The 22,713-nt window shown below is 64.3% G+C and carries 19 protein-coding genes; 10 read left to right on the top strand and 9 right to left on the bottom strand.

All coding sequences use genetic code 11. From position 1 onward, the window contains the following. Positions 1 to 300: 300 nt before the first annotated feature. Genes NCR38_RS02655 through NCR38_RS02670 form a run of 4 tightly spaced genes read right to left on the bottom strand, consistent with a single transcriptional unit; the run spans position 301 to position 3,364 of the window. A complete protein-coding gene (locus tag NCR38_RS02655; RefSeq protein ID WP_250476359.1) occupies positions 301 to 1,089 on the bottom strand; it encodes a metal ABC transporter permease in 789 nt (262 codons plus the stop codon). Positions 1,090 to 1,099: 10 nt separating this feature from the next. Then, positions 1,100 to 1,987, bottom strand: a complete 888-nt coding sequence (locus NCR38_RS02660; RefSeq protein ID WP_250476360.1) for an ATP-binding cassette domain-containing protein — start codon at positions 1,985 to 1,987, stop codon at positions 1,100 to 1,102. After that, a complete protein-coding gene (locus tag NCR38_RS02665; RefSeq protein ID WP_061117677.1) occupies positions 1,984 to 2,865 on the bottom strand; it encodes a metal ABC transporter solute-binding protein in 882 nt (293 codons plus the stop codon). The genes NCR38_RS02660 and NCR38_RS02665 overlap by 4 nt, the downstream gene beginning before the upstream one ends. Positions 2,866 to 2,905: 40 nt before the next feature. Then, complete coding sequence (locus tag NCR38_RS02670) at positions 2,906 to 3,364, bottom strand: Fur family transcriptional regulator (RefSeq protein WP_250476361.1); 459 nt, start codon at positions 3,362 to 3,364, stop codon at positions 2,906 to 2,908. A 352-nt stretch (positions 3,365 to 3,716) separates the two neighbouring features. On the opposite strand from NCR38_RS02670, the gene NCR38_RS02675 reads away from it, so the two are divergent. The 7 genes from NCR38_RS02675 to NCR38_RS02705 all read left to right on the top strand — a co-directional run bounded on the left by NCR38_RS02675 (position 3,717) and on the right by NCR38_RS02705 (position 10,874). After that, the gene (locus NCR38_RS02675) at positions 3,717 to 4,490 is read left to right on the top strand and encodes an L-iditol 2-dehydrogenase (protein ID WP_250476362.1); all 774 of its coding nucleotides are present in this window, start codon (positions 3,717 to 3,719) and stop codon (positions 4,488 to 4,490) included. A 255-nt stretch (positions 4,491 to 4,745) separates the two neighbouring features. Next, a complete protein-coding gene (locus tag NCR38_RS02680) occupies positions 4,746 to 6,113 on the top strand; it encodes a sugar ABC transporter substrate-binding protein (RefSeq protein WP_250476363.1) in 1,368 nt (455 codons plus the stop codon). Positions 6,114 to 6,181: 68 nt separating this feature from the next. Beyond that, a complete protein-coding gene (locus tag NCR38_RS02685) occupies positions 6,182 to 7,120 on the top strand; it encodes a carbohydrate ABC transporter permease (RefSeq protein WP_061117673.1) in 939 nt (312 codons plus the stop codon). Continuing rightward, positions 7,117 to 7,968 carry a carbohydrate ABC transporter permease gene (locus tag NCR38_RS02690; protein ID WP_061117672.1) on the top strand — a complete coding sequence of 284 codons (852 nt, stop codon included), beginning with the start codon at positions 7,117 to 7,119 and terminating at the stop codon, positions 7,966 to 7,968. The genes NCR38_RS02685 and NCR38_RS02690 overlap by 4 nt, the downstream gene beginning before the upstream one ends. 10 nt (positions 7,969 to 7,978) lie before the next feature. Next, a complete protein-coding gene (locus NCR38_RS02695) occupies positions 7,979 to 8,692 on the top strand; it encodes an HAD family phosphatase (protein ID WP_061117671.1) in 714 nt (237 codons plus the stop codon). 46 nt (positions 8,693 to 8,738) lie between these two features. Continuing rightward, complete coding sequence (locus NCR38_RS02700; protein WP_061117670.1) at positions 8,739 to 9,875, top strand: ABC transporter ATP-binding protein; 1,137 nt, start codon at positions 8,739 to 8,741, stop codon at positions 9,873 to 9,875. A gap of 135 nt (positions 9,876 to 10,010) precedes the next feature. Beyond that, positions 10,011 to 10,874, top strand: coding sequence for an MOSC domain-containing protein (locus tag NCR38_RS02705; protein WP_250476364.1), 864 nt, complete (start codon positions 10,011 to 10,013; stop codon positions 10,872 to 10,874). A gap of 3 nt (positions 10,875 to 10,877) precedes the next feature. Here NCR38_RS02705 and NCR38_RS02710 read toward each other — a convergent pair whose 3' ends face one another. The 3 genes from NCR38_RS02710 to dalD all read right to left on the bottom strand — a co-directional run bounded on the left by NCR38_RS02710 (position 10,878) and on the right by dalD (position 15,618). Next, entirely contained in the window at positions 10,878 to 11,825 is a 948-nt protein-coding gene (locus NCR38_RS02710; protein ID WP_061117668.1) for a sugar-binding transcriptional regulator, read from the bottom strand. A 761-nt stretch (positions 11,826 to 12,586) separates the two neighbouring features. Further along, a complete protein-coding gene (xylB, locus tag NCR38_RS02715) occupies positions 12,587 to 14,068 on the bottom strand; it encodes a xylulokinase (RefSeq protein ID WP_061117667.1) in 1,482 nt (493 codons plus the stop codon). A 170-nt stretch (positions 14,069 to 14,238) separates the two neighbouring features. Next, positions 14,239 to 15,618: a D-arabinitol 4-dehydrogenase gene (gene dalD, locus NCR38_RS02720; RefSeq protein ID WP_250476365.1), complete on the bottom strand. Its 1,380-nt coding sequence runs from the start codon at positions 15,616 to 15,618 to the stop codon at positions 14,239 to 14,241. A gap of 393 nt (positions 15,619 to 16,011) precedes the next feature. Here dalD and NCR38_RS02725 point away from each other — a divergent pair, with 393 nt between their 5' ends. Then, entirely contained in the window at positions 16,012 to 17,556 is a 1,545-nt protein-coding gene (locus tag NCR38_RS02725; protein WP_250476366.1) for an FGGY-family carbohydrate kinase, read from the top strand. 30 nt (positions 17,557 to 17,586) lie between these two features. On the opposite strand, the gene NCR38_RS02730 is transcribed toward NCR38_RS02725, so the two are convergent. Beyond that, the gene (locus NCR38_RS02730; protein WP_061117664.1) at positions 17,587 to 18,408 is read right to left on the bottom strand and encodes an EAL domain-containing protein; all 822 of its coding nucleotides are present in this window, start codon (positions 18,406 to 18,408) and stop codon (positions 17,587 to 17,589) included. Positions 18,409 to 18,660: 252 nt separating this feature from the next. Between NCR38_RS02730 and hmgA the strand changes: the two genes are divergently transcribed. Both hmgA and fahA read left to right on the top strand, forming a co-directional pair. Continuing rightward, positions 18,661 to 20,010: a homogentisate 1,2-dioxygenase gene (hmgA, locus tag NCR38_RS02735; RefSeq protein WP_061117663.1), complete on the top strand. Its 1,350-nt coding sequence runs from the start codon at positions 18,661 to 18,663 to the stop codon at positions 20,008 to 20,010. After that, complete coding sequence (fahA, locus tag NCR38_RS02740) at positions 20,007 to 21,293, top strand: fumarylacetoacetase (RefSeq protein WP_250476367.1); 1,287 nt, start codon at positions 20,007 to 20,009, stop codon at positions 21,291 to 21,293. Before hmgA ends, fahA begins: the two co-directional genes overlap by 4 nt. Before the next feature lie 258 nt (positions 21,294 to 21,551). Here the strand turns inward: fahA and NCR38_RS02745 are convergent, their stop codons facing one another. After that, positions 21,552 to 22,712: an MFS transporter gene (locus NCR38_RS02745; protein ID WP_250476368.1), complete on the bottom strand. Its 1,161-nt coding sequence runs from the start codon at positions 22,710 to 22,712 to the stop codon at positions 21,552 to 21,554. Position 22,713: the final 1 nt, after the last annotated feature.

Genomic DNA, 22,713 nt, shown 5'->3' on the forward strand with positions numbered 1-22,713 from the left:
GCGGGCTGGAGCCATTTCGTGCTGAACCGGTTTGTTGTGTGGCGCGAGGCGACAGACCGTGCGCGATCCAAGCCCGGTTAAACCTTTGAGGGCGACACTTAGGCAGCCCACGACCGGCTGGCAAGCATGGCCAAATTGCGTGTGACCGCGGGCGTATCGAGCTGCTTTCTTTGGTTACTTTCTTTGCAGCAGCAAAGAAAGTGACTGCCGCCCCGCACAGGGGCAGTCTAATAGACCGATACCCTAACGGGATCCAGCGAAAACAAAACCAAAAGCAAACCCAAAACCAAACCCAAACCCTCAATTCCCGCGCCGCGCAAGCAGACTGCCGCCATACACGATTGCGGCGAGCATCGTGATCCAGAAGCTCGTCGGCCAGTCGGTGTAGTAGGCGAGAGTAAGCCCGACCCACGCCTGCCCGAGCGCAAACAATGCCGCGAGCACCAGCCCCGACGATAACCGCGTCGTCACGTTCTGCGCCGCGGCCGCCGGCCCGACCATCAACGCGAACACGAGCAGCACGCCCACGATCTGCGTGCACGCCGCAACCGCAAGGGCGGTGATCGCCAGAAACAGCACGGAAACGAGCCGCAACGACACACCCTTGGCTTCCGCAAGCTCCGGCTGCAAGGACGCAAACAGCAAAGGCCGCATGATGAAGCCGAGCGCGCCCAGACTCACGATGGCGAGACCCGCCAGCACGACGAGCGTCTCATGGCTCACGCCGAGCACGTTGCCGAAAAGCAGCGCCGTGGCCTGCGTCGCATACGCGGTGAAGAAGTGCAGAAACAACAGGCCGAAGCCGAGCGATAGCGAAAGAATCACGCCGATCGCCACATCGCGGCCCGAGAGGCGTTCGCCGAGCGCGCCCATGCCGACGCCGGCCGCGAGCGTGAAGCCGACCATCCCCCAGAGCGGCGGCATGCCGAGCAGCACCGCGCCCGTCGCGCCGGTGAAGCCGACGTGCGACAGCGCGTGACCCGCGAAGGTCTGCCCGCGCAACACGAGAAAGTACCCGACGATTCCCGACAGCACCGCGACCATCCCCGACGCCGCGAACGCATTCACCATGAAGTCGTATTCGAACATTGTGCTTTTTCTATTTGGCGTGGCTGTGGCCGTGACCGTGACCGTGCGCATGGTCATGCTCGTGTTCGTGCTCATGCTCCCCGCCTTCTTCATGAGCGTGATCGAGCTTGTCGATCTCGACATCGCCCGACATCACGAAGATGCGGCCGTTCACGCGCATCACGTCGATGGGCGAACCGTACAGGCGCGACAACACGGGCCTCGAGATGACTTCGTCGACGGTGCCGAGCGCGGCGCGCCCGCTGCCTAGATAGAGCACGCGGTCGAGTGAATTCAGCAGCGGATTGAGCTCGTGCGCCGAGAACAGCACGGTGATGTTCAGTTCGCGCTGAACGCGCCGCACGAGTTCGACGACGCCCGTCTGATGGCGCGGATCGAGACTGATGAGCGGCTCGTCGAGCAGCAGGAGCCGCGGATTGCCGAGCAGACACTGCGCGAGCAGCAGACGCTGGCGCTCGCCGCCCGACAGTTCCGACAACGGACGCGAAGCCAGTTGATGCGCGCCGACGAGTTCGAGCACGCGCTCGACATCGGCGCAAATGCGCGCGTTGCGATGCGGCAGGCCCCAGTGATGCCCGTCGGCGGCCATCGCGACGAAATCGCGGCCCAGCACGCGCCGGTTGGCGAGTCCGGTGCGAACCTGCGGCATGTAACCAATGGATGCATTGCCGCGCACGACCGTTTCGCCGTTCACACGGATCGACCCGCTTTTGAGCGGCACGAGGCCAAGCAGCGCGCGCATCAGCGTGGTCTTGCCTGCGCCGTTCGGCCCGAGCACGCCGATGAACTCGCCGTTGCGGACCGTGAAGCTCGCGTCGTTGAGAATCTCGCGCCCGCCGAGGGCGAGCGTCACGCGATCGACTTCGAGCGCGGCTTGCGTGGTTGCGGCGGCGGTCATCGCTGCCATCCTTGCAGCGCGCCCGACAGCGTGTCGAGTTGCGACTGCATCCATTGCTGATAGGTCTCTTTTGCGGGCAGGGTTTCGGTCACGCTGATGCTCGGCACATGTGCATCCTTTGCGATGTTGAGCATGCGCTTCGTCAGCGCGCCCGTGGCCTGGCTGTTGTAGATGAGCACGTGCACCCGGCGCTCGCGCAGATCCTTTTCGAACGCGGCGATATCGGCGGCGCTCGGCTCGGTCTCGTTCATCGATGCCATTTGAAAGCGCAGGTTGCGCATCTCGAAGCCGATGGCATCGGCCATGTAGCCGAACACCGGCTCGGTCGCGGTGACGGGCACGCCCTTGTAGTGCGTCTTCAACTGCGCGACGGTCGAGTCGATCGGCTTCATCGAACCGAGGAAGGCCGCGAGGCGCGCGTCGTAATCGCTTTTGTGCGACGGGTCGGCGCTCACGAGATATGCGCTCACTGCCTTCGCGACGGCGGGCATCGTCGCCGGGTCGTACCAGAGGTGCGGATTGTCACCGGCCTTCCTGCCGACGAGCTTCGCCACGACGATCACCGTGCGCTTGTCGTTGCTCTTCGATACGGCGAGCAACTTGTCCATCCACGGATCGTAGTCCGCGCCGTTATAGACGACGAGGGCCGCGTGCTGCAATGCGCGCGCGGTTTTCGGGCTCGCTTCGAAGAGATGCGGGTCTTCGTCCGGATTGCTGAGGATGCTCGTCACCTGCACGTGATCGCCGCCGAGCTGCCGGATGACGTCGCCGTAGAAGTTCTCCGCCGCGACGACCGGCACGCGCGCGGTCTGCGCGGATGCCGTATTGCACAAGCCGAGTGCGATGGCGAAGCAGGTCAGGATGTGCGCGAATTTCATCGATTTCCTTTCTGGATGAGTCGTTCTCGACCGAAGCGAATCAGGCGTCGCGGTGTTTGCGCTGGCAATCGGCGCACAGTCCGCTCAATTCCACGACCTGGTGATGCACCTGAAAGCCGTGCGCCGGCGGGCTCGCGGACAGGGACGAAGCGAGCTCGCGGCCCTGGATTTCGAGCGTCGCGCCGCATTCGTCGCAGATGAGGAACTGGCTTTCGTGCGGCTTGCCCGCGTCGCAGCACGCGATGAACGCGTTCTTCGACTCGATGCGATGCACGAAGCCGTTCTCGACGAGAAATTCCAGCGCGCGATAGACGGTGGTCGGCGGCACGCGCGCGCCGCGCTGCGGCTCCATCGCGTCGATGAGGTCGTAGGCGCCGATCGGCTTGTGCGCCTTCAGCACGAGTTCGTAGACCTGGCGGCGCAGCGGCGTGAGCGCGACGCCGCGCTCGACGCTGAGCGCTTCGGCGCGGGCCAGCATGGTTTCGACGGATGCGGTCATGTCATCTCGGCCGCGTCGGGACGCGACCCGTGCAAGGGGTTGAACCGTGAGCGGGCGTGCCGCTCGTCGGACGATTTGGAAATGATATAACGTATCGCGTTGACATGCGAGAACTAGAAATGTGCTGAACCGTCTGTAGTCCCGCCCGCGTGATACCGCGCTTGGCTCTCCGACCCGTTGCTACACGGGTTTTCCCGACCTTTTCCAAGTTTGCGCGACGCAACATCGAAACCTGTGCCGACGCCTTGACACGACCGCGTGCAACGCCGATCATTCGATCAAACAAAGAGCAATTGTTCATTCGCAGAGCGTTCGCTCACACGAACGGCGATCGAAGGAATCGGAGACATCGGTGAGACTGACAGACAAGGTCGCGGTCATTACGGGTGCCGCGAGCGGCATCGGCGAAGCGGTCGCGCGGCGCTATCTGGAGGAAGGTGCGCAGGTCGTCGCCGTCGACGTGAAAGACGAACACGACATGGCGCAGCGCTTCGCGGACGTCGGCGCGCGCATGCTCGCGCTCAAGGCCGACGTCACGCAGCGTGAAGAGATCGCGCGCATCGTGGCGCGCACGGTCGAGCGTTTCGGAGGCATCGACATTCTCTTCAATAACGCGGCGCTCTTCGACATGCGCCCGATCCTCGATGAATCCTGGGACGTGTACGACCGCCTGTTCGCGGTCAACGTCAAAGGCATGTTCTTTCTGATGCAGGCGGTCGCGAAGCGCATGGTCGAGCAGGGGCGTGGCGGCAAGATCATCAATATGTCATCGCAAGCCGGACGGCGCGGCGAGGCGCTCGTGTCGCATTACTGCGCGACCAAGGCGGCGGTGATCAGCTATACGCAGTCGGCGGCGCTCGCGCTCGCCAGGGAACGCATCAACGTGAACGGCATCGCGCCGGGCGTCGTCGATACCCCGATGTGGAACGAAGTCGACGCGCTCTTCGCGCGCTACGAGAACCGGCCGCTTGGCGAGAAGAAGCGGCTCGTCGGCGAGGAAGTGCCGCTCGGGCGCATGGGCGTGCCCGCGGACATCACAGGGGCGGCGCTCTTTCTGGCGTCATCGGATTCGGATTACATCACCGCTCAGACAATCAACGTCGACGGCGGCAACTGGATGAGTTGACGCGCTCCACGCCCGCACGCCATGCGGCTTGCAGCGCGGCAGGCACCGTCTATAGTGAAACGGCGTCGCGGCGAATGCGTGCGCGTGAAAACCGAAGCTCTACGACGACGGAGGCAGGCGCGGCAAAGGATCAACCCGGCAACCACGCGATCCCCGATCGCGCACCCTCAAAAGCAGGCAGCGGCATACACGGCGCTTGCGGTCATGCATGAGACTGTCCGCCGTGTCCGTGCAAACAAAAAGGAGACGAACCCAATGAAACGCACCCAACGTATCGTTCGAGCACAACTGCGCGCACGTCGCGCCCCGTTCGTGACCGGGGCGCTGTCGGCCGCGCTGGCCGCCGCCGCGCTCGTGCCGCTGTCGGCGCATGCCGCGTCGACCATCACGATCGCGACGTTGAACAACCCGGACATGATCGAGTTGAAGAAGCTCGCCCCGGCCTTCGAGAAGGCCAATCCGGACATCCAGCTGAAATGGGTGATCCTCGAAGAGAACGTGCTGCGTCAGCGCGCGACGACCGACATCACGACCAACAGCGGCCAGTTCGACGTGATCACCATCGGCACGTATGAGGCGCCGCAATGGGGCAAGCGCGGCTGGCTCTCGCCGATGACCGGCCTGCCCGCCAACTACGATCTCGACGACGTCGTGAAAACCGCGCGCGACGGCCTCTCGTCCGGCGGCGTGCTCTATGCGCTGCCGTTCTACGTCGAAAGCTCGATGACGTATTACCGCAAGGATCTGTTCCAGGCGGCCGGCCTCAAGATGCCCGACCAGCCGACCTATGACCAGATCAAGCAGTTCGCCGACAAGCTCACCGACAAGTCCAAGGGCCAGTACGGCATCTGCCTGCGCGGCAAGGCGGGCTGGGGCGAGAACATGGCGTTCGTGTCGACGGTCGTGAACACCTTCGGCGGCGAATGGTTCAACGAGAAGTGGCAGGCGCAGCTCGACACGCCCGAGTGGAAGAAGGCAGTCGGCTTCTACGCTGATCTGCTGAAGAGCGACGGCCCGCCGGGAGCGAGCTCGAACGGCTTCAACGAGAACCTCACGCTGATGTCGTCCGGCAAGTGCGCGATGTGGATCGACGCGACGGTCGCCGCCGGCATGCTCTACAACAAGTCGCAGTCGCAGGTGTCGGACAAGATCGGCTTCGCGGCGGCGCCGATCGCCGTCACGCCGAAGGGCTCGCACTGGCTGTGGTCGTGGTCGCTCGCGATCCCGAAGACGTCGAAGCAGCAGGACGCCGCGAAGAAATTCGCCGCGTGGGCGACGTCGAAGGAATACATCGAGATGGTCGGCAAGGACGAAGGCTGGGCGTCGGTACCGCCGGGCACGCGCAAGTCGACCTACGCGCGCCCCGAGTACAAGCAGGCCGCGCCGTTCGGCGACTTCGTGCTGAAGGCGATCGAAACCGCGGACCCGAACGACGCGACGCTGCACAAGGTGCCGTATAGCGGCATCCAGTTCGTCGGCATTCCGGAGTTCCAGTCCTTCGGCACGGTGGTCGGCCAGTCGATCGCAGGCGTCGTCGCGGGTCAGACGAGCGTCGACAACGCGCTGAAGGCGGCGAACGCCGCCGCGGATCGCGCCGTGAAGCAGGCGGGCTATCAGAAGTAAATCTTCCGCGGTGCACGGGCCGCATCGCCTGATGCGGCCCGCCGGCATCATCATCGAGAGGTGACACGATGAGTCAACTGAATCCCCCCATCACCGATCATCATCTGGAGGAGTCCGCCGCCGAGCGCGACAAGCGGCGCGCAAAGTCGGTGCGATGGCTGATCGCGCCATCGACCGGATTGCTCTTTCTGTGGATGGCCATTCCGCTCGCGATGACGATCTGGTTTTCGTTCTCGCGCTACAACCTGCTGAACCCCGATGTCAAAGGCTTCGCGGGCTTCGACAATTTCGAGTTCCTCGTCACCGATCCGGCGTTCGGCCCATCCATCGGCCATACGCTGACGCTGATCATTTCGGTGCTCGTCATCACGGTCGTGGGCGGCGTGCTGCTCGCCGTGCTGTTCGATCGCAAGTTCTTCGGGCAGGGCATCGCGCGTCTGCTCGTGATCGCGCCGTTCTTCGTGATGCCGACGGTCTCCGCGCTCATCTGGAAGAACATGATTCTGCATCCGGTGTACGGCCTCATCGCGAGCCTGATGCGCTCGATGGGCATGCAGCCGATCGACTGGTTCGCCGACTATCCGCTGTTCGCGGTCATCGTGATCGTCGCGTGGCAATGGCTGCCTTTCGCGTTCCTGATTCTCTTCACGGCGATCCAGTCGCTCGATCAGGAACAGAAGGAAGCGGCGCGCATCGACGGCGCGGGTCCGTTCGCGATGTTCTTCTTCATCACGCTGCCGCACCTGAAGCGCGCGGTCGCCGTGGTCGTGATGATGGAAACCATCTTCCTGCTGTCGATCTTCGCGGAAATCTACACGACGACGGGCGGCGGCCCCGGCACCGCGACGACCAACCTGTCGTACCTGATCTACGCACTCGGCCTGCAGCAGTTCGATGTCGGTCTCGCATCGGCGGGCGGCATTCTCGCGGTCATTCTCGCCAACATCGTCGCGTTCTTCCTCGTGAGAATGCTCGCGAAGAACCTCAAAGGGGAGTACGAGTCATGAGCACTCAAACGGTTACGGGCGCGCCGCGGACCACCGCGCTCGGTCACGCCAAGAATGTGGTGCCCGGCATCGTCGCGTGGATCGTGTCCATCCTGCTGTTCTTTCCGATCTTCTGGATGACGATCACCGCGTTCAAGACGGAGCAGCAGGCGTACTCGTCGTCGCTGTTCTTCACGCCGACGCTGGAGAGCTTCCGTGAAGTGTTTGCGCGCAGCAACTACTTCGGCTTCGCGTGGAATTCGGTGCTGATCTCGGTGGGCGTCACGTTGCTCTGCCTGATCCTCGCCGTGCCGTGCGCGTACGCGATGGCGTTCTTCCCGACCCGGAAAACGCAGTCGGTCCTCCTGTGGATGTTGTCCACGAAGATGATGCCGTCGGTCGGCGTGCTCGTGCCGATCTACCTCTTGTGGAAGAACACGGGCCTGCTCGATAGCGTGTCCGGGCTCATCATCGTGTACACGTTGATCAACCTGCCGATCGCCGTGTGGATGGCCTACACGTACTTCAACGAAGTGCCGAAGGACATTCTCGAAGCAGGCCGCATCGACGGCGCGACGACGTGGCAGGAAATCGTCTACCTGCTGATGCCGATGGCGCTGCCCGGTCTCGCATCGACGGGTCTGCTGCTCATCATCCTGTCGTGGAACGAGGCATTCTGGAGCATCAACCTGTCGAGCTCGAACGCGGCGCCGCTGACGGTGTTCATCGCGTCGTACTCGAGTCCGGAGGGCCTCTTCTGGGCGAAGCTCTCGGCGGCTTCGCTGCTCGCGGTCGCGCCGATCCTGATCGTCGGCTGGGTCTCGCAGAAGCAACTGGTGCGCGGCCTCACGTTTGGCGCGGTGAAGTGAGGATGCGAGCGTGAACCTCACTCCATCCCACGAGGCCAATCTCGAAGACCGCCTGCTGATCTGCGATTGCGACGGCGTGCTGATCGACAGCGAAGCGGTGGCCGCGCGCATGCTCGTCACCGAGTTGCAGGCGCTGTGGCCGGGCGTCGATGTCGAGCCGGTCGTGATGCCGCTGCTCGGCCTGCGCATCGAGGCGGTGCTCGCGAGCGCCGCCGATACGGTGAACCGCACGCTGACGCACGATCAGGTCGTCGCGATCCGGCATGCCGTCGAAGTCGCGGCGATCGAGGCGCCGGCGGTGCCCGGCATCGCCGAGGCGCTCGCGGCCGTGCCATTCATGAAGGCGTGCGCGAGCAACAGCTTTTCGACCTATGTCGATGCCGTGCTCAAACGCACGGGCCTGCTGCGCTTTTTCGGCGAGCGGCGTTTTTGCGCGGACATGGTCGCGAATCCGAAGCCCGCGCCCGACGTCTATCTGGCGGCGGCGCGCGCGATGCGCATCGATCCGCTGCGCTGCCTCGTCGTCGAGGACAGCGTGACCGGCGTGACGGCGGCGAAGGCGGCGGGCATGCCGGTGCTCGGCTTCATCGGCGGCGGACATGCGACCGAAGGGCAGATCGGCGCGCTCGAAAGGGCGGGGGCGCAGAAGGTATTCGACGACATGACGCGCTTGCCTGCGCTCGTCGAGCAATGGCTGCAGAACGCGACGTTCGAAATCAGATAGCGGAAAGCGCGTGACGCATCGCTAATGAAGACAGGAGACACACATCATGGCTAGCCTGACACTGCGCAATATCAGCAAGCGTTATGAAGAAACCGAGGTGATGCGCAACATCAACCTCGATATCAACGACGGCGAGTTCGTCGTGTTCGTCGGCCCGTCGGGCTGCGGCAAGTCGACGTTGATGCGCATGATCGCGGGTCTGGAGGACATCAGCGGCGGCGACCTCATGATCGACAACGCGCGCGTGAATGAACTGGCGCCCGCGAAGCGCGGCATCGCCATGGTGTTCCAGTCGTACGCGCTGTATCCGCACATGACGCTTTACGACAACATGGCGTTCGGCCTCAAGCTCGCGGGCGAGAAGAAGCCCGCGATCGATGCCGCCGTGAAGAACGCCGCGAAGATTCTCCATATCGACCATCTGCTCGATCGCAAGCCGAAGCAGTTGTCGGGCGGCCAGCGTCAGCGCGTGGCGATCGGGCGCGCGATCACGCGCAAGCCGAAGGTGTTCCTGTTCGACGAGCCGCTCTCGAACCTCGATGCCGCGTTGCGCGTGAAGATGCGCCTTGAATTCGCGCGCCTGCACGACGACCTCAAGACGACGATGATCTACGTGACGCACGATCAGGTCGAGGCGATGACGCTCGCGGACAAGATCGTCGTGCTGTCGGCGGGGAACATCGAGCAGGTCGGCACGCCGAACACGCTGTATCACGCGCCGGCGAACCGCTTCGTCGCGGGCTTCATCGGCTCGCCGAAGATGAACTTCCTGTCGGGCACGGTCGCGCAGATCCAGAACGACGGCGTGCTCGTGAAATACGCGACGGGCGAGACGCAGCTCGTCGGCGTGCTGCCCGGCAATGCGAAGCCGGGCGATGCGGTGACCGTCGGCATTCGTCCCGAGCACTTGCAGCCGAACGCGCCCGACTCCGGCGATTACGGCGTTTCCGCTTCGGCGATGACGGTCGAAACGCTCGGCGACGCCGCGTATCTCTATGCCGAAACGGACGTCGCGCCGGATGGGCTGATCTCGCGCATTCCGCCGCTCGAGAAGCACGCGCGCGGCGAGAAGCTGAAGCTCGGTACGGCGCCGGATCATTGCCATCTGTTCAACGCGGAAGGGCAGGCGTACACGCGCAGGGTCGTGGATTCGTGGCTGCGGGAGCACGCGACAGCGGCCTGAAATTCCGCTGATCGTATGAGCGGCGCCGTTCGGCAGAGCGGCGCCGTTGTTTTTTGCACGACCCGCATACGCGCGATAATCTCGTTTTCGACCAGCCACCCGCGTTGGCCCGCGCCCGTCCCACACGATATCGCCATGCCCGTCCTGAACGAACTCTTCGTCTATCCCGTCAAGTCCTGCGCCGGCATTTCGCTGCCCCGCGCGACGCTCCTCGACACGGGTCTCGAATACGACCGTCACTGGATGGTGACCGATCCGGCGGGCGCGATGTTCACGCAACGCACACATCCGCGCATGGCGCTGATCAGGACCGCATTCGATGGCGGCGATCTCGTCATCGACGCGCCCGGCATGCCGACGCTTCGCACGCCGCTCTGCGCCGAAGCGCTCGCCGATGCGCGGGCGATACGCGCGACCGTCTGGCGCGATACCGTCGATGCGCTCGACACCGGCGAGGACGCTGCGCGATGGTTCAGCGAATTCATGGACACGTCCGCGCGTCTCGTGCGTTTCGCGCCGTCCTCGCGTCGCGACGTCAGCGACGAATGGACCGCGCCGCACAGCACGCACACGCGCTTCGCGGATCAGTTTCCGCTGCTCGTCGTCGGCCAGGCATCGCTCGACGATCTCAACGCGCGCCTGTCCATCAAGGGCGCGCCGGGCATCGCGGCGAATCGCTTCCGCCCGAATCTCGTGATCGGCGGGCTCGATGCGTACGAAGAGGATTTCATCGGCGACATGCACGTTCGCGTGCCGGGACGCGCTGTGCGGCTACGGCTCGTGAAGCTCTGCACGCGCTGTCCGATTCCATCGATCGATCAGGGCACGGGCGCGCACGATCCATCGTGGCCGCACGAGCCGCTCGACACGATGAGCGCGTATCGCGGCAGCGATCAGTTCGACGGCGCGCTCACCTTCGGCAAGAACGCGATCATCCTGGAAGGCGAGGGCGTCGCGCTGGAAGTCGGGCAGGACGTGGAAGCGGAAATCGACTTCTGACGCTCACGCATCGAGCGCGGCTTTCGCGCACAACTCGTCCGTGACAAGCCCCGACAGCCATTTCCCTTTCAACGCGGCGATGAGCGCCTCGCGTTTGCGCTCGCCGCCCGCGAAACCGATCGTCGGGCGTTTGGGCGGTGCATCGAGCTTGAGGCTCGTCACGCGCGCCCCGGTTTTCGAGGTCACGCGCTTGCCGTTTGCATCGATCGGCAGGCCGAGCCATTCGGCCACGGCGCCCGCCGACATCATCTCGTCGACTTCCGCGCGCGTGATGAAACCGTCCTGGTGCAGCGGACAATTCACGCCCACGTTGCCGATGCCGACGAACGCCACGTCCGCCTGCTTCGCGAGTTCGCTGACGATGCGATACAGCCGGTGACTCACCCACTGCGCGCGCTCGGCTTCGCTGTCGGCCATGAGCGGCGCGGGCAACATGAAGTGCTTGCCGCCGGTCTTCTCCGATAGCTGCTGCGCGACGTCATAACGATTCGATGAACCGTCCTGTGCTATTGCGCCGACCATCGAAACGAAGCGATGCTGCGGCCGGTCGATCTGCCCGATCTGAGCGACGCAGGCCTTCAGCGTGCGCCCGCTGCCGATCGACACGACGAGCGGTTTCTCTTCGAGCAGATAGCGCTCCATCACCTGCGCGCCCGCGACGGCGAGCTTGCGGTCGACTTGCTCGGGCGCGTCGCCGTCGATGGGCACGACTTCGCACATCGCGAGACCGTAGCGGTCGCTGAGCGCCTTCGCGAGCGACAGGCAATCGGCGATGCGATGATCGACGCGCACGCGGATCAGGTTCTTTTCGACGGCGAAGGCGACGAGTCGCTGCGCCACCGGTCGCGAGATCTGGAGCTTTTCGGCGATCTCGTTCTGGGTGTTGCCGGCGACGTAATAGAGCCACGCTGCGCGCGTCGCGAGGTCGAGTTTTTCAGTGGACTTGGGCACTGGTGGTTTCGTTTTTTGCTTTGTTGCTTTTTTTAGGGGTGTTTTTGGGGTTTTTTTGGGGTGTTGCCGGATCCCGTGTTGGTGTTGGTTTATTAGCACTGCCCCTATGCGGGGCGGCAGTCACTTTCTTTGCTGCTGCAAAGAAAGTAACCAAAGAAAGCAGCTCCACACGCCCGCGGTCACACGCAGTTTGGCCATGCTTGCCATGTGATCGTGGGCTGCCTAAGCGTCGCCCTCATAGGACTAATCCGGCTTGGATCGCGCACGGTCCGCCACCTCGCGTCGCATGGCGGAGCGGTTCAGCACCAAATGGCTCCAGCCCGCTTCGCGGCCGACCGGTCAATCGGGTCTGCCCGAACTTTCTTTACTAACGCCTCGATCTCACTGCAAGTGCAGACCGATGTTGTCCCTTGCAAACCCAGCGGCAGCGCGTAGCGCTGTGCCGGAGCTATTTGGTGCTGAACCAGCGTCTTTTGAGTACTAGCTTGTCAGACCGTGCGCGATCCAAGCCCGGCGTGGCCTATGAGGGCGACACTTAGGCAGCCCACGATCGGCTGGCACGCGTGGCCAAACTGCGTGTGACCGCGGGCCTAACAAGCTGCTTTCTTTGGTTACTTTCTTTGCAGCAGCAAAGAAAGTGACTGCCGCCCCGCATAGGGGCAACGCTAATAAACCAAAAAGAAAACGGGATCCGCCGAAAAAAAAAGCGCCAACAACGACCACGACAACAAATTCCATAGAAGCCCACGAGCACCACAAAATCAAGCCAACCTCGGCCGCGCCGGATCAAACAACGGTCTCACATGCTGATACAACTCCCGAAACCCCTTCAGGCGCTGCCGAAGCATCTCATGCCGCCCCGCGTCCGGCGTGAATTCCTGCTTGATCTCGGGCTTGGCGAGCACCGTCGCCGGGTCGCCGCCCGCCGCAAGCCAGCCAAGCCGTGCCGCGCCCAGCGCCGCGCCGGTCTCGCCGCCGCCGTGCGTGCGCGTCGGGGTATCGAAGGCATCGGCGAACATCTGCGCCCAGTACGCGCTGCGCGCACCGCCGCCTAACATCGATAACGCGCGCGCCTGCGTGCCCGCGGATTCCAGCGCGTCGAGACCGTCGGTCAGCGAGAGCGTCACGCCTTCGAGCACCGAGTAACCGAGCAGCGCGCGATCGGTCGCGTGCGTCATGCCGAAAAACACACCCTGCGCGTACGGATCGTTGTGCGGCGTGCGCTCGCCGCTCAGATACGGCAGGAACAACGGCGCGGAAGGCAACACGTCGGCGGGCAAGGCTTCGATTTCCGCGAGCAAGGTCGGCTCGTCCGTCGATGTCAGTTTGCACACCCAGCGCAAACAGCTCGCCGCCGACAACACCACGCTCATCTGATGCCAGCGATCCGGAATCGCGTGGCAGAACGCATGCACCGCCGACGCCGGATTCGGCCGGAAGCGATCGCCGATCACGCACAGCACGCCCGATGTGCCGAGCGAGAGAAAGCCATCGCCCGGATCGGTCGCGCCGATGCCTACCGCGCTCGCGGCATTGTCGCCGCCGCCCGCCGCGACGACCACGTGGTCGCCCAGCCCGAATTCGCGCGCGAGCTCGCGCCGCAACATCCCTGACGGCTCGCTGCCCTCGGCAAGCGACGGCATCTGCTGGCGCGACATGCTGCATGCCGCGAGCAACTCGTCGGACCAGTCGCGCCGTGCGACATCGAGCCAGAGCGTGCCCGCAGCATCCGATGGATCGGAGACCTTCGTGCCCGTCAGATGCATGCGCAGATAATCCTTCGGCAAGAGCACGCACGCGGTCTGCTTGAAGATTTCGGGTTCGTTGTGCGCGACCCAGAGGAGCTTCGGCGCAGTGAAGCCGGGCATCGCCAGATTGCCGGCGATTTCGTGCAGGTTCGGCGCGCGCTCGTAGAGTTCGGCGCACTCCTTGTCGCTGCGCATGTCGTTCCACAGGATGGCGGGGCGCAGCACGTTGTCGTATGAATCGAGCAGCACCGCACCGTGCATCTGACCCGAGAGGCCGATGCCGCGCACCTGCGCGAATTCATCCGGGAATTTGTCGCGCAGCTTGAAGAGCGCGGCGCGCGTGCCTTCCCACCAGTCGAGCGGATTCTGCTCAGACCAGCGCGGCTTCGGACGCGACACGGTAAACGGCGTGCCCGCCGTGCCGATGACGCTGCCGTCGCTCGCGAGCAGCAGAACTTTCACTTCGGAGGTGCCGAGGTCGATGCCTAAGTACATGAACGGACCCTTTGTCGTCGCCGGGATCGAACCCGGCCAAAAACAGGCGTGACGCCGATGCAGCGGGAGGCGCTAATTTAACGCCACGCAGCGCGCCGCGCCATGGGCACATTACCCGAGCGGCGCGGCGCTGGTTTCAACTCGCGTTTAGGGCGGCGATAACATCGGGCTTATGGGCGATTCGCGAGCCACGCATCGACCTTCGAAATCGCGTTGCGCATCACGCGCTCGAGACCTTCGGTCTGCGCCATGCTGCCCCACAGGAGCTTGTCTGCCGTGAACGCCTTGACCGGATCGGTGGCCGTGAAGAAGGCGTGCGCGGCCGATGGGTCCATCACCCCGTCCTGATACGTGTAAGGCAGCTTGCCTTCGTGCCAGCGTTCGAGAAAGCGGAAGAAGAGCGCGGGCAGGATGGCGGTCGAATCGGGATCGACGTTGCGTGCGAAACATTCGGAGAGAGTCGGCGCGATGAAGCCCGGCAGCTTCGAGAAGCCGTCCGCCGCGACGCGCTGGTTCGTGTCCCTGATATAGGGATTGCTGAAACGATCGAGCACGACATCGCGATACTTCGCGAGATCGATCGGACTGGGCGTGAGGCAGGGGATGACGTCGTCGGTGACGTAGGCGTCCGCGAGCGCGCGAATTTCCAGGTCCTGCGTGCCTTCGTGGATGTATTGCAGCCCGACGAGCGTGCCCGCCCACGCAATGCAGCTATGGCTCGCATTCAGGATGCGGATCTTCGCTTCCTCGTAGGGATGCACCGATTCGACCATCTCCGCGCCGACCTTCTCCCACGCGGGCCGCCCGGCGATGAAGTTGTCCTCGATCACCCACTGGATGAACTTCTCGCCCATTACGGGCGCTTTGTCGTCGAAGCCGGTCGCGGCCTTCACGCGCTCGGCGACATCGGGCGTCGGACGCGGCGTGATGCGATCGACCATCGCGTTCGGGCACGACGTGTTCGCGATCATCCAGTCGCGCAGCGCGGTCTCGCCGCGCCGCTCCAGGAATTCCAGCATGCCCGCCTTGAAGCGGTCGCCGTTGCTGCGCAGGTTGTCGCAATTCTGCAGCGACACCTTGCCCGCGCCGTTTTTCATGCGCGCATCGAGGATGGCGGCGAGCGCGCCGTAGATGGTCGTCTTCGCGCCTTTCAGATCGGCGGCGAGATCGGTGTTGGCGGTGTCGAGCTTGTCGTGCTCGTCGAGGTAGTAGCCGCCTTCCGTGACGGTGAACGACACGATCTTGCAAGCCGGATCCGCGCCCGTCGCGATCAGTTCGTTCAGATCGGCCGACCACGGCACGACCTTCCTGATCGAGCGGATGGTCTCGTATTCGCGCTCGCCCTTAGGCGTGACGGTCTCGAGCGTGTACGCCCCATGCTGCGCGGCGAGCGCTTCGAGCACGGCATTCATGTCGCCGCGAATATTGCCGACGGCGAGCGACCAGCTCGTATCGCCCGTTTCGTTCAGTCGGTGCAGATACCACGCCTGATGCGCGCGATGAAAAGACCCGGCGCCGATGTGCAGGATCACGTTGGCTTCGCTAGTCATGTCGTCTCTTCCTCTGATTGGGATGCGCGCCCGTTCTTTGCGGACGGCGGGTCGCGATGGCGCGCGAGGCGCTCAAAGCGCTCAAGGCGCTCAAGGCGCTCAAAGCGCTCAAAGCGTTGAAGTGAGCATTTGCTCTGTCGTTGATCGAATGATCGTATTCGCCCGGACTAAAGTCAAGGCGCGATAGTTCGTGCGACGCCGCGCAAACCGCGCGCCGCGCGAACGGCACATCCATCGCCGACGCGCGCTCCGGACGGCGCTGCGGCGCACAAATTCCATCGACGGATACGCATCGGGAATAACCCGTATAGGCAAGCTGACGGCCAATGAACGAAGGTGCGTGAGCCAATTGCCTTTAACGATAGGCGCAAAAACAGAACGCGGGAGACGGACATGAATTATGTGATCGGCATCGACATCGGCACGCAGAGCACGAAGGCGCTGCTCGTCGAAACCAGCGGCGCGATCGTCGCGCAGCATTCGAGCGCTTACCATCCGGATACGCCCAAACCGTTGTGGGCGGAGCAATGGCCTTCGGTATGGTTCGAGGCCGTGACGGAGTGCATCGCGGCGGTCGTCGCGAAGGCGTGCGAGAAGGGCGTCGCTTCGAGCAATGTGAAGTCGCTCTGCGTGAGCAGTCTTTACGGCGGCTCGGGCATTCCCGTCGACGAGCACATGGAACCGCTCTACCCGTGCCTCATCTGGATGGATCGGCGCGCGACGGCGGAAGTCGACTGGGTGCGCGCGAACGTCGACATGAAGCGGCTGGAAACGATCACGGGCAACGGCGTCGACAGCTATTACGGTTTCACGAAGATGCTCTGGCTGCGCCGCCATCAGCCCGACGTATGGAACAAGACGCGCTATTTTCTGCCGCCCAATGCATTCGTGATCCAGCGACTGACTGGCGAGCTCGCCGTCGACCACAGTTCGGCGGGGAATATCGGCGGCGTGTACGACGTGGCGAAGCGCGCGTGGTCGCGCGAGGCGCTCGACATGCTGGGCATTCCCGCTTCGATGATGCCGCAGCGGCTCGTCGAATCGTCGGAAGCGGTGGGCGGATTGTTGCCGCAGTGGGCCGACAAACTGGGGCTTGCCGCAGGCACGCCGATCGTCGCGGGCGGCGTCGATGCGGCGGTCGCGACCTTCGCGGCGGGCGTCACGAAGGCGGGTCATCACGTCGCGATGATCGGCACGAGCATGTGCTGGGGCTACATCAACCAGACCGTCGATGCGAGTCACGGACTCGTGTCGATGCCGCATGTCTACAACGGCAAGCACGATCTCTATGTGTTCGGCGGCGCGAGCACCGCGGGGCAGTGCGTCGCGTGGTATCGCGATCAGTTCTGCCAGGCCGAAATCGCCGCGGCGAAGACGATGCCGCATGGCGACCCGCATCGGCTGCTGGAAGAGGCGGCGTCGAAGGTTGCGGCGGGTTCGGATGGCGTCGTGTTTCTACCGTATCTGATGGGCGAGCGCAGCCCCGTCTGGGACGCGCGCGCGAGCGGGACGTTCGTCGGGCTCAACCTGTTTCATACGCGCGCGACGCTTTATCGCGCGGTGCTCGAAGGCGTCGCGTTCGCGTTGAAGCACAACATGGAAGCGGGGCGGCGCGGGGCGCAGTCGCTCGATGACCGGTTGATCGTCGTCGGCGGCGCGGCGCATTCGGATCTGTGGATGCAGATCATCGCCGATGTGACCGGCTATCCGGTATTGTCGATCGAGCAGGACGTCGAAGCCGCGATGGGCGCCGCGCTGCTGGCGGCGCTGGGCGCGGGGCTGGTGTCGCGGGAAACGGCGGAAGGCGGATGGGTCACGCTCGTCGAACGTGCGCAGCCGGACAAGGAGCGGCAGCGGGTCTATGCGGATCGCTTCGGCGTCTATCTCGATCTCTATCCCGCGTTGAAGCCGCTGATGCACCGTTTGCGGGTCGAATGAGGCGAATGAGCGTCCGGGGCCCGCCGCGATTCACCGGCCGTGCACCGGATGCGAATCGAACACCGGTCCCTGCACGAAGTGCACGTCGAACTGCTGCAATGCGTTGAACTGCGCTTCGTCGCGGACATTGGAGAAGATGAGCGGAATCTTCAGCCGATGCGCATACGCCACGAGATGCTTCACTACGGAATCGCGTAAAGCCTGCGCCGCATCCATCTTGATGAAATCGAGCCGTGCCATATCCGACACGGCCATGATCTGCCCGGCATTGGGCAGATTCCCCGCGACCTTGAACCCGTAACGCTGATAGCTCTTGGTGAGATAACCAAGAAACGTCTTGTGCGCGACGGCGGCAGCCGGCAATTCGATCACCACGCGCGACGGCGTCATGCCGAACTCCGTCAGCACGGAAGAAAAGTGCAGCCCGTGGTCGTACTTCACGCTCTTCAACAGCCGCTCGTGCACGCGCAAAAACAGAAGCCCCGGCCGATGCGGCCCGAAGAAATTGAACGCGTGCACCGCGCGCGATAGCCGGTCGAGCGCGACCAGTTCGCGATCGTTTTCCAGTTGGCCGAACGGATCGTGCGGCGCATCGCCCTGAATCAACGTCAACGCCTGCACGCCGAGTTCATCGCCGAAACGCTCGGCGCTCTCCGGCGATGCGCTCAATGTCTGCGGGAAGCTATGCGTGCCGACATCGAAGATCGGCTCGTAGGCGCTCGAAATGCACAGATCGCCGTACCGCGCGATGGCCTGCCCGGCGTGCTCGTTCTCGCCGAGCGCGACATGCGCGCCGAGAAACGGATGTTCCGCGGCGCGGGCGACGAGTTCAGGCAGGGACGGGGCGATCATGGATGGAGCATTCGTATTGTGAGGCGTGCCGTACCGGGCGATTGTCGTCGGAAGGGTCGATGGTATCAGCGCGCAGCACCGCGTCCAGCACCAAATTCACATATTGATATGCCGGAGTAAGGGCGTCGATTAAGGGTATACGAGCGATTTCACTAATCGTAATTGGTTTTACCATGCGTAAAACGTCACGACAGCGTGCCGCGCTCGCCGTCGCCGCCTGACCGTCGCATTTTTTCGCCGAGGATTTCGACCATGCCTACGTTCGAGACGCACACGGACGCGAATCAGCACTATCAATCCGGCTTCGCCAACGATTTCGCCACCGAGGCGCTGCCGGGCGCGCTGCCCGTCGGCCGCAATTCGCCTCAGCGCGTGGCCTACGGCCTGTATGCCGAACAGCTTTCGGGCACGGCGTTCACGGCGCCGCGCGCCCACAATCGCCGCTCGTGGCTCTATCGCATCCGGCCGGGTGCCGTGCACAAGCCGTTCACCCGTATTCCCGCCGACACGATGCGCGCGAAGCTCGTCGGCAATTTCGGCGCGGGTTCGCCCGATGTGCCGCCGACGCCGCCCAACCAGCTTCGCTGGGACCCGCTGCCGATGCCCGCCGCGCCGACCGATTTCATCGACGGATGGGTGACGATGGCGGGCAACGGCGCCGCCGAATCGATGACCGGCTGCGCGATTCATCTCTACGCCGCGAACCGGTCGATGCAGGACCGTTTCTTCTACAACAGCGACGGCGAGCTGCTGATCGTGCCGCAGCAAGGGCGCCTCGCGATTTCGACGGAGCTCGGCAAGCTCGACGTCGAGCCCTACGAGATCGCGGTGATTCCGCGCGGCGTGCGCTTCTCGGTTGCGCTGCCCGAAGGCGCGGCGCGCGGCTATATCTGCGAGAACTTCGGCGCGCTCTTTCAGTTGCCCGATCTCGGTCCGATCGGCTCGAACGGGCTCGCGAATCCGCGCGACTTTCTCACGCCGCAGGCGGCCTATGAAGACCGCGAGGGCAAGTTCGAGCTCGTCACGAAGATGAACGGCGTGCTGTGGCGCGCGGATATCGGTCATTCGCCGCTCGATGTCGTCGCGTGGCACGGCAACTACGCGCCGTACAAGTACGACTTGCGCCATTTCAACACGATCGGCTCGATCAGCTACGACCATCCCGATCCGTCGATCTTCCTCGTGCTGCAATCGCCGAGCGACACGCCGGGCGTCGATACGATCGACTTCGTGATCTTCCCGCCGCGCTGGCTCGCGGCCGAGGATACGTTCCGGCCGCCCTGGTTCCATCGCAATGTCGCGAGCGAGTTCATGGGCCTCGTGCATGGCGTCTACGACGCGAAGGCCGAAGGCTTCGTGCCGGGCGGCGCGAGCCTGCACAACTGCATGTCGGGACACGGGCCGGATGCCGGAACGTTCGAGAAGGCATCGAACAGCGATACCTCGAAGCCCGCGAAGGTCGACGCCACGATGGCTTTCATGTTCGAGACGCGCACCCTCATCAAGCCGACGCAGTTCGCGCTCGACACCGCGCAACTGCAGGCGAACTACTACGAGTGCTGGCAAGGCCTCACGAAACACTTCAATCCGGAGCAACGATGAACGACGCGCTGAAGGCCACACTTGCGCCTGCCCTGAAGAGCTGGATCGAATCCGCGAACGATCCCGCGAGCGACTTCCCGATCCAGAACCTGCCGTTCGGTATTTTCAGCGACGCGGTGAACGCGCAACCGCGCGCGGGCGTCGCGATCGGCGAGTGGATCGTCGATCTGGCCGCGCTCGAACGGGCGGGTCTCCTCGAAGCGCAAGGCACGTTCGACAAGCCCCGCCTGAACGACTTCATCGCGCTCGGACGTGAGACATGGCGCGACGTGCGCGTTGCGCTCTGCGCCTTGCTCGCGCAGGGCGACGCGACACTGCGCGACGACGAATCGCTGCGCCGCCAGGCGCTCGTGCCGCGCGCCGGCGCGACGCTGCATCTGCCGGTGGAGATTCCCGGCTACACGGACTTCTATTCGTCGAAGGAGCACGCGACCAATGTCGGCTCGATGTTCCGCGATCCGAAGAACGCGCTGCTGCCGAACTGGTCGGAGATGCCGATCGGATATAACGGGCGCGCGTCGTCGGTGGTCGTGAGCGGCACGCCGGTGCGCCGCCCGAACGGACAGATCAAGCTGCCGAATGAAGATCGCCCGGTCTACGGCGCGTGCCGCAAGCTGGATATCGAGCTGGAGACGGGCTTCATCATCGGACGCGGCAATACGCTCGGCGAGCCGATCGCGTGTGAGGACGCCGAGGCGCACATCTTCGGCATGGTGCTGCTGAACGACTGGAGTGCGCGCGATATTCAGCAATGGGAATACGTGCCGCTCGGCCCGTTCAATTCGAAGGGCTTCGCGACGACCATCTCGCCGTGGATCGTCACGCTCGATGCGCTCGAGCCGTTCCGCACCGCGACGCCGCGGCAGGAGCCGGCGCCGCTTGCCTATCTGCGTCATGAAGGCGATCACGCGTTCGACATCGAACTGGAAGTCACGCTGCGCGCTGAAGGCGCCCGCACGGCCACGACCATTTCGCGCACCAACTTCAGGCTGATGTACTGGTCGATGGCGCAGCAGCTCGCGCATCACACGGTCGGCGGCTGCAATACGCGCGTCGGCGATCTGATGGGTTCCGGCACGATCAGCGGACCCACGCCGGAGTCGTGCGGCAGTCTGCTCGAAAGCACGTGGAATGGCCAGCGGCCACTGCAGCTGGAAGAGGGCGGCGAGCGCGTGTTCCTGCAGGACGGCGATGAAGTCATCTTGCGGGGATGGTGTCAGGGGGAGGGGTACCGGGTTGGCTTCGGCGCTTGTGCCGGGCAGGTTCTGGCGGCGCGTGGTTGACGAACGAGCGGCCGGGGTCAGAGGTGGCTTCGAGATTTCGGACGGTTCGTCGTTGAGATGGAACCGGAGCATCATCGAGGCCCACGAAGTTCAAGTTGATTTGGATACCGTAGAGTTGCTTATTCGCTAGCTGGCGATCCACTGCACGCGTGCAGAGATAAGCTCGCGTAAAAATGACCCTGCGGTACGAAAAAGGTGGAGCAGTTCAAGCAGCCGGAGGCGCCGAAGCGGCCGCCCGTCGATCGACATGTACGACGTTCACTCCGATACCCGCGCGGACGACGCACGCCGCTCCCACCACGCCGCCACCAGAAACGCACCCGCCGCCACCGTCAACACGCCGATCAACGCATCCGCGCCGACGCGCTGCATCAGCGTCCCCGCAATCATCGGTCCGCCGAAACTCGCCACGCTCCACGACGCGCCGACGATCGCCGTCGCCGACACGAGCATCGGGCCGCGGAAGCGCTCGCCGCACGCGACGATCGAGAGCGTGTAGATGCTGCCCGCCGCCGCGCCGATCACGAAGAGCAGCGGCCAGCAGATCCACGGGTGCGGCATCGCCCACGGCAGCAACGGCAACAGCAGCACTACGACCACGCCCGCGCCCGCATGCACCTTCGCGCGCCCGATGCGATCGGCGAGCCAGCCGATGGGAAATTGCATCGTCGTGTCGCCGAACAGGATGGCCGAGGCGAATAGCACGCCGACTTCCTCGTCGATGCCGTGCGACATGGCGAAGAGCGGCATCAGCGAGAGCGCGAGCGTGTCGAAAAGGGCGAAAAAGCCCGTGCCGATCACGAGCGCGGGCATGCGCGGCAGCACTTGCCGCCAGTCGCCATGTTCGCCGTCGCCGGATGCGAGCGTGTGCGGCGTGCCGCGTATCGACGCGAGCGCGGGCAACGCCAGCAGAAAGATCGCGCCGCAGATCGCGAAGCGCATCGACGGCAGACCGCCGATAACGCTGACGAGCACCGGGCCCGTCATCTGGAAGAGCGTGAAGTTGGTCGCGTAGATCGCGACGACGCGCCCGCGCGTCGAATCGTCGGCGAGTTGCGTGACCCACGCCTCGCCGATCGTGAAGAGCAGCATCAGCGCGGCGCCGCACAGCAAGCGCAGCACGGCCCACAGCCAGAGATCGACGGTGAACTGCATCGCGATGGTGGAGAGCGCCGCGACGATCACCGTGCCCACCATCGTCTCGCGCGCACCGCACCGTGCGGCGACGCGGCTCGCGAACGGCGCGACGGCGAGACCGCCGCCCGCCTGCATCGCCGTCATCAGCCCGACGATGCCGGTGCCGTAGCCCGCCTGCGTGAGCGCGAGCGCGGTCAACGGCAGCGTCGCGCCCAGCCCGAGGCCGACGACCGCGACGCTCAGGATCAGCGCGAGAAAGTCACGCGAGAGAATGCCCTTCATG

Source organism: Caballeronia sp. INML1, from assembly GCF_023631085.1.
GTDB classification, from domain to species: Bacteria; Pseudomonadota; Gammaproteobacteria; order Burkholderiales; family Burkholderiaceae; genus Caballeronia; species Caballeronia turbans.

Coding starts and splice junctions, on each gene's coding strand:
- NCR38_RS02655 (WP_250476359.1), bottom strand. CDS start 1,089: ATGTTCGAATACGACTTCATGGTGAATGCGTTCGCGGCGTCGGGGATG.
- NCR38_RS02660 (WP_250476360.1), bottom strand. CDS start 1,987: ATGACCGCCGCCGCAACCACGCAAGCCGCGCTCGAAGTCGATCGCGTG.
- NCR38_RS02665 (WP_061117677.1), bottom strand. CDS start 2,865: ATGAAATTCGCGCACATCCTGACCTGCTTCGCCATCGCACTCGGCTTG.
- NCR38_RS02670 (WP_250476361.1), bottom strand. CDS start 3,364: ATGACCGCATCCGTCGAAACCATGCTGGCCCGCGCCGAAGCGCTCAGC.
- NCR38_RS02680 (WP_250476363.1), top strand. CDS start 4,746: ATGAAACGCACCCAACGTATCGTTCGAGCACAACTGCGCGCACGTCGC.
- NCR38_RS02685 (WP_061117673.1), top strand. CDS start 6,182: ATGAGTCAACTGAATCCCCCCATCACCGATCATCATCTGGAGGAGTCC.
- NCR38_RS02690 (WP_061117672.1), top strand. CDS start 7,117: ATGAGCACTCAAACGGTTACGGGCGCGCCGCGGACCACCGCGCTCGGT.
- NCR38_RS02700 (WP_061117670.1), top strand. CDS start 8,739: ATGGCTAGCCTGACACTGCGCAATATCAGCAAGCGTTATGAAGAAACC.
- NCR38_RS02705 (WP_250476364.1), top strand. CDS start 10,011: ATGCCCGTCCTGAACGAACTCTTCGTCTATCCCGTCAAGTCCTGCGCC.
- xylB (WP_061117667.1), bottom strand. CDS start 14,068: ATGTACTTAGGCATCGACCTCGGCACCTCCGAAGTGAAAGTTCTGCTG.
- dalD (WP_250476365.1), bottom strand. CDS start 15,618: ATGACTAGCGAAGCCAACGTGATCCTGCACATCGGCGCCGGGTCTTTT.
- NCR38_RS02725 (WP_250476366.1), top strand. CDS start 16,012: ATGAATTATGTGATCGGCATCGACATCGGCACGCAGAGCACGAAGGCG.
- NCR38_RS02730 (WP_061117664.1), bottom strand. CDS start 18,408: ATGATCGCCCCGTCCCTGCCTGAACTCGTCGCCCGCGCCGCGGAACAT.
- hmgA (WP_061117663.1), top strand. CDS start 18,661: ATGCCTACGTTCGAGACGCACACGGACGCGAATCAGCACTATCAATCC.
- fahA (WP_250476367.1), top strand. CDS start 20,007: ATGAACGACGCGCTGAAGGCCACACTTGCGCCTGCCCTGAAGAGCTGG.
- NCR38_RS02745 (WP_250476368.1), bottom strand. CDS start 22,712: ATGAAGGGCATTCTCTCGCGTGACTTTCTCGCGCTGATCCTGAGCGTC.